At 67.9% G+C, this 6,228-nt stretch carries 6 protein-coding genes and 1 pseudogene; 2 read left to right on the top strand and 5 right to left on the bottom strand.

Features of this window, described 5'->3' with window-relative positions:
* Positions 1–151: 151 nt before the first annotated feature.
* Entirely contained in the window at positions 152–619 is a 468-nt protein-coding gene (locus O3W51_RS40805) for a CBS domain-containing protein (RefSeq protein ID WP_198359025.1), read from the bottom strand.
* A 595-nt stretch (positions 620–1,214) separates the two neighbouring features.
* Positions 1,215–2,200, bottom strand: a pseudogene (locus O3W51_RS40800) (APC family permease).
* A gap of 614 nt (positions 2,201–2,814) precedes the next feature.
* On the opposite strand from O3W51_RS40800, the gene O3W51_RS40795 reads away from it, so the two are divergent.
* On the top strand, positions 2,815–3,276 hold the full coding sequence (locus tag O3W51_RS40795) for a DUF4142 domain-containing protein (RefSeq protein ID WP_232486054.1): 462 nt from the start codon (positions 2,815–2,817) through the stop codon (positions 3,274–3,276).
* A gap of 254 nt (positions 3,277–3,530) precedes the next feature.
* Positions 3,531–3,842, top strand: coding sequence for a hypothetical protein (locus O3W51_RS40790; protein ID WP_198359027.1), 312 nt, complete (start codon positions 3,531–3,533; stop codon positions 3,840–3,842).
* Positions 3,843–3,938: 96 nt separating this feature from the next.
* On the opposite strand, the gene O3W51_RS40785 is transcribed toward O3W51_RS40790, so the two are convergent.
* The 3 genes from O3W51_RS40785 to O3W51_RS40775 form a co-directional block, all read right to left on the bottom strand.
* Positions 3,939–4,382, bottom strand: a complete 444-nt coding sequence (locus tag O3W51_RS40785; RefSeq protein ID WP_198359028.1) for a hypothetical protein — start codon at positions 4,380–4,382, stop codon at positions 3,939–3,941.
* An 80-nt stretch (positions 4,383–4,462) separates the two neighbouring features.
* On the bottom strand, positions 4,463–5,581 hold the full coding sequence (locus O3W51_RS40780; RefSeq protein WP_198359029.1) for a hypothetical protein: 1,119 nt from the start codon (positions 5,579–5,581) through the stop codon (positions 4,463–4,465).
* Positions 5,582–5,917: 336 nt separating this feature from the next.
* Complete coding sequence (locus O3W51_RS40775; protein ID WP_198359030.1) at positions 5,918–6,163, bottom strand: STAS domain-containing protein; 246 nt, start codon at positions 6,161–6,163, stop codon at positions 5,918–5,920.
* Positions 6,164–6,228: the final 65 nt, after the last annotated feature.

Here is a 6,228-nt window from a genome sequence, read left to right as displayed (position 1 = left end):
ACGCCACCGAACTCGCGACAACCCAACTCAACGCCCGCGCCAAACCCTGGATCTGGGGCAGACCCGCCCCACCCACCCGACACCGACGCCGACGCTACGTCTACTGCCTTTGAGGAATTCAGCACTAGCGCCGCCCATGCGTGCCAGTTGCTCACACCACACCCAGCAGACGCTCCAGCAGCCGCGACGCGCTGACCACGCCCAGCAGCCGGTCCCCGCCCGTGGGATCGGCGCCATGTTCGACCACCGCGACCAGGGGACTGCGCGAGGACGCCATCAGCGCGGCGACCTCCACCGCGGTGTCCTCCGCGTCCGCGATCGCCGGCGGGCCCGCGTTCTTCGGCAGGACGTCGGCTACCGTGCGCCCGGTCAGCGCCTGGCACAGGCGGTCCGCGTGCGGCTCGTCGATCACCGCAGCCAGCGCCGGATCCTCCAGCACATAGCCCGGCACCAGGAACCGCACCAGCTGTGAGGCGGGCAGGATCGCTCTCGGCATCCCGTAAGGGTCCAGCACCAAGACGGCCGGGAGCCGTTGCTCGGCCAACAGCCGCGCGGCGGCCAGCGCCTGATCACCCTCGGCGATGCTGGGATAGGGCTCGGCCAGATCACGGGCACGCATCAGCGGCTCCTCGCACACGATGAAGCGCCCACCGCCAGGGCCGTTCCCGGCCCTCTCCGGGGCACCAGGAACGGAACAGGATGTGCCGGCCGCAGCAGTAGGAAACCGCCTCACACGTCGCCACGGGAACCTCCAGATCGGCAAAAAGGATCGCCAAAGCGATCGCCGACCAGACTTCCCGGCACACCAAGCAGGACTCTACGCACCACCCCCGCCCCCGACCAGGACCTCCGGGCCCCGACATGTCGTTGTCAACTCAACGATGTTGCGTCAGATGCAACGTGAGCGTGGTCGAGGATCTACCGGGGGCTGCGTACCTGCTCCTTGCCGACGGCAAGTACACCTGGACCCGCAGTCTCGGAAGCACTGTTGGAAGGCTGGGCACGGCAGCAGCGCACCGGGTTCCTGGACTTCGAGTCGAAGATCCGTCCCAGAACCTCACTGGTCCGACGACTGACCAGCTTCACCCCATGAGCACCCCGTGGCAGTGGGAGCAGGCCGAGGTGGAGGCTTTCTTCGATCAACTGAGTACGGGCCAGAGTGAGTGTCAGTCATGGGAGCTTTGGTGGTTTGGCAGGGTTCCGCCGTGGAGTGCTCAGCTGGGGTTGATGGTCTTACGTAAGCCGTAGACGGCGGCGCCGAGGGCGAGGACCGCCGCGCCGGAGGCAGCTGATGCCAGTGGCAGGGCGAAGGCCAGGACAATGCAGCCGATGAGGCCGAGGGCGGGTACCGCACGTGGCGGGCAGCCTTCGGCGGGAGTGAGGGTGAAGGCCGCGGCGTTGGCGATGGCGTAGTAGGCCAGCACTCCGAAGGAGGAGAAGCCGATCGCCCCGCGCACGTCCACGGTCGCGGCGAGCACAACGACGACGGCACCAACGGCGAGTTCGGCGCGGTAGGGGACGTGGAAACGCGGATGGACGGCAGCCAGGACGGTCAGGGCGGTGACGGCGACGGCGACGGCCGTGTACACCACGAGGGTGGTGCCCAGGGCGATCGGGATGGCGCGGGGGATGGTGCGGGCGGGGTCGCGGACTTCCTCGCCGAGGGTGGCGATGCGCGCATAGCCTGCGAAGGCGAAGAACAGCAGCCCGGCGGCTTGGAGCACACCTGTGACGGTGGTGTCCGCGCCGATGTCCAGCCGGGCGGTGTGGGCGGTTCCACCGGTCAGGCAGACGGTCACCACGGCGGCGAGGACTGCCAGCACGAAGGCGACGATGACCCGTGTCAGCCAGGCTGACTTCTGCACCCCGGCGTAGTTCACCGCGGTGAGCGCCACGACAGCGGCGACCGCTACCGCGTGCGCCTGTCCGGGCCACACATAGGTACCGAGGGTCAGGGCCATCGCCGCGCACGAGGCGGTCTTGCCGACCACGAAAGCCCACCCGGCCAGGTAGCCCCAGAAATTCCCGAGGCGTTCGCGGCCGTAGACGTAGGCTCCGCCGGATTGGGGGGTAACGGGCGGGCTGAGGACGTGGCGTTGCAGTAGGCCACCACAGCGGCGAGCGCCAGGCCGACGAGCAGACCGGACCCGGCCGCGCCGGCAGCCGGGGCGAGTGCGGCGAAGATACCCGCTCCGATCATCGAACCGAGGCACTCCGACCTCGTCGCTCAGCCGTACGCCTCGGCCTCGACGACCCCACGTCCGTCCTCGCGCTGGCCGAACACCCCGATCCCTCGGCTAGAGGCCGGCTCGGTCTCTAGCGGCACATCCACGCGCCGACTCCGCGCTGAGCACCGACCCAGCCGTTCGAGAGCGAGCCGTTGCGAAGGTGCCTCGACGGCTGCCATCCGGCCGACGGTGGTCGGCTGGGGCTGCAAGAGGAAGCGGGGATCATAGGCGACGGCAGCTGCGCGCTGCGCGCATTTGAGCACTTTCGCTGAATCAAATCGTTCGCCCAGTGCAAAGGTTAGCGTGGCTCATGCCCCGGCACACCCAGGGGCAACAGCGTCCGCCCGATGAACCGTCGCGCACTCCAGGAGGCATGATGAAATCTCATGCGCGGAATCCGAGGCTCTCATCCCGTCGCGGCCGCCTGACGGCCGTTGCCGTCGCTCTCGTGGCAGTCATCGCCACCGTATCCGTATGGCTCGCGCAGACAAACAGCTCCGCTCACGAGTCAGTCTCCGCGAACCTCCCGGTGTCGGGGGCCGGCCAAGCCGCCCCGAGGGCGGGAAACACGGGTGCCGTCACCGAGTTGGACAAGACGTTCCTCACCAAGGTCCGACAAGCCGGCCTGTGGGAGATGCCGGCGGGCCGGCTCGCCCAAACGCATGCATCGAGTGAAGCCATCAAACGCGCTGGTATGCATCTGCTCGACGGGCACAGCACGCTCGATCAGCTGGTCCGCGAGGACTCCGCGGCGCTGAACGTGCCGATTCCCGACCAGGCCACCGCCGAACAACAAGGCTGGGTAACCCAGTTGGAAAATGCGCGTGGCGAAGCCTTCGACCAGCTCTTCGTGGACCTCCTCCGGGCATCCCACGGCAAGGTGTTCATCACCATCGGTGAGGTGCGCGCGGGCACCAAGAACTCCTTGGTGCGGCGACTGGCAACGCAGGCCAACAACACCGTCCAGGACCACATGGATGTCCTGGAGGACACCGGCCTCGTCAGGGACACCACCCTCGACGACATCGCCTCGACCATTCCCAAGTGACCCTCCGCCGTGCCGTGCCACGAGATGAACCCTCAGAGCGCGGGGCGACGGCCGCGAGAGGCATCCCGAGCCTCGGCGTTCACGCTCAGCGACTGCGGGTGGCCCACACCTCAACGTACGGCCCCGGGTCGATGCGGTCGATAGCCCTGGTCCTGACCACAAACGAGGGCGGGCACGACGCCTTTCTTCCGCCCCATCGCCCCACCCCGTCGGAGTTCGCCGCAGGACGGTACACCGCCGTCTACGAAGTGGACATGGGCGTTCACTCCTGCACCGCGTCAGTGCCGCTACCCAGCGACAACGACGCCTTCGACTTCACCGCCGATCTGGACGTGACCTGGCAGGTCATTCAGCCGGATCAGTTCGCGACCAGCCGAGAGCGCGACATGCCCGCTCTGTTGGCCGGGCGGCTGGACGAACTGGATGCGCCCGCTCGGGCTCAGGCATTGCGTGGGGCTGTCGGCCCAGGCGATTCACGCCTCGGCCTGGTCCGTTTGCAGTCCAGCCGGCAGGACTTCGGGTTGAGGTGGGCGGCGCTGATGTACTCGGCCAGGGCCGTCGCGTGACGCCACGCCTTCTTCGAGGTGTTGGACCCGGTAATGGATCAGGCGGTCAGCGAAGGCGTTGGTGGTGGTCGTCGAGGACCTTCGATCTCCTGTCGGTCATGCCAGATCAGTACGCCCGAGCCAGGAAGGCTTGACCGGAACGCCGTCGTTGTACCGCTCCACCGGACTCGAGTCGCCCACAACCGGCGGTGTGGTGCCCTCGGATTCCGGTAGTTGCGCATCCACCGGCTCCGGCTGTGGTTCCGGCGTTGCTGTGGGCACGGGCGCCGCCGAGTCCTCGACCAACTCCGCCAGGGTGAAGCGCGTACTGAAGGACTGCCAGGTGCCGTCCACGACGAGAAGAAGCCCGTCACATGTTCGGAACAGACGGCGGCGCTGCGGACTTCTGGGGTGTTCGGGTTCGTGCCGGCGGGCGCGGGCCTCCAGTTCGGCCAGCGCCTCCTGTCTGCTGCCCTCCACGTGTTGCATGACGGAAGCCTCGGTGTGCTTGCGTTCCCCCAAGCCCACGGTCGTCTCCATGACCAGCCCCCACACGGCCATGCCTGTCTCCCTTTGGTTCGGTTCACTGGCCAACCCATGAACTGGGTGTTCGCGCAGGCGCGCTGAATCGGCGGTACGTCTCACGGCTCCGGCGGCAGCCGTAGCTCTGTGCAGTTTCCGAGCCGGACCTGGTCCATTGCGAACGCGGTCACGTACTCGCGCAACGACACCCGCTGTTCATGACGCTCGGCGGCCGTCGGAGGGTGGTATTCCTTCTGCCCCTCACCCCGGTCCGAGTAGCCGTAGCCCCAGTGCGCGGCGAAGCCGGTGTTCTCACCGTCGCAGCTGGCGATCGCCCACGCCTGGTCCTCGGTCAACGATGGCTTCCAGGCGCCGTCGCCCATCGGCAGCGGGTCGGGCCCCGATCCCATCTCGCGCACGTGCGGCCCCCAGTCGCCGTGCCAGCTGGTGAGTTCGACGAGCGGCCGGCCGGGCTTGGTTCCCTCGCCTGGCGCGTTCAGGGTGCACCGGCCGACGATGCCGCCGTCGGCGATGGCGATGCGGACCTTGCGTTCGAGCCCGTCGGCCGGGACATGGGTGGTGGCGAGAGCGTCGCAGGCGGTGCCTTTCGCCTCTGCTCGGGGCACGTAGGCGCCGAGGTCCGGTACCGCTCCGTCCTGCGGAGCAGGCAGCGGCCGACCGCCACAACCGAGTTTCTCGCTCACCATGTTCGTCATCCGTACCGCCAGTCGCAGCATCGCCGCTTTCTCCTGACGGCTCTCGGCGAAGTACGTCCACGTTCCCACCAGTAGCCGCCGCGGTCCTTGGCCGGGTTCATTGCCGGCGCGCGGGCACGGGGGCATGAGGTAGACGAGACTGTTCTCGGCTTCGAAGCCGGGCAGACCACCGGGCAGCACCGCGTGCGGTGGACGGCCGGTGCCGACGAACGACAGCTCCTTCTTCTGACCTGCTTGGTCCAAGTACGCGTCGACAGCGACTACGACCTTGTCCCTGTCGTCCGTCAGCACGCAGTGGTACTCGCCACGATCCTTGTCGAAGGACTGCCGCTCCGCCCCGAGCCGCGCGTCCGTACGCACCGTTCGCAGATCGTCGCTGGGCAGCTTGTGGTCGCATGCCTCACGTGACAGCCACCAGTCCTTTACCGGAGCCTGGACCGAGAATCCGACAACGACCAGGACGATGGCCGTACAAGCCAAGCCCCACAGCCACTTGCGGTGCCGCAGTGCCCAATTCTTCACCGATTCCCCGCCCCCGTAGTCACTTCCGAGTCATCGCGCCACCCTTGCACAGGGGAGGGTGCAAGGCGCCCCCGGGCCCCGTTACTTGGGCCGCTTCGCCACGTCCAGTGTCCGTCGCCGTTTGCCGCCGTTTACCGCCGTTCGCCGAGACTCCTGAGGCCACGATGCCCCACCAGGCTGCACGGTGCGTCCGAATCGGGGATCCGACGGAAGGCACTCACTGTGCCAGTGGCGAGTCCGGCGCCATTGCGTCGACCTCTGCCGGTCATAAGGGCCGCCAGCCACCCGGCACGCTCCGCAGGCGCGCGCCGAGGTGCCTACACCACTGACGGGCCCTCAGGCGTTGAAGGTGAACACCCTCTCCGCGCCAATCTGTCGAAGTACCGGCCGTACGTCGGAGGAGGCGTCCCGGATCGTCACACTGCTGTACTCGGAACCCGAGCGGCGGAGCGCGCTAATGAGTCCGATCGCGGCGTTTGCGTCGATCCGCCGCACATCGCGAAAATCGATGACCCACTCGCCGGGAGCGCGGCGGCGACCCGAGGCGGCGCGTTGGGTGTTCTTGGACAAGGGGAAGCCCACTGCCCTGAGGCTCTGGGGCGGCCGGACGGACGAGTCCGGCCCATGCCCCGTCAAGATTTCGTTGT

This window comes from Streptomyces sp. H39-C1 (assembly GCF_027158125.1).
GTDB classification, from domain to species: domain Bacteria; phylum Actinomycetota; class Actinomycetes; order Streptomycetales; family Streptomycetaceae; genus Actinacidiphila; species Actinacidiphila fildesensis.
The sequence above is the reverse complement of the archived record's forward strand: the minus strand, read 5'-3'. Positions and strand labels throughout refer to the sequence as shown.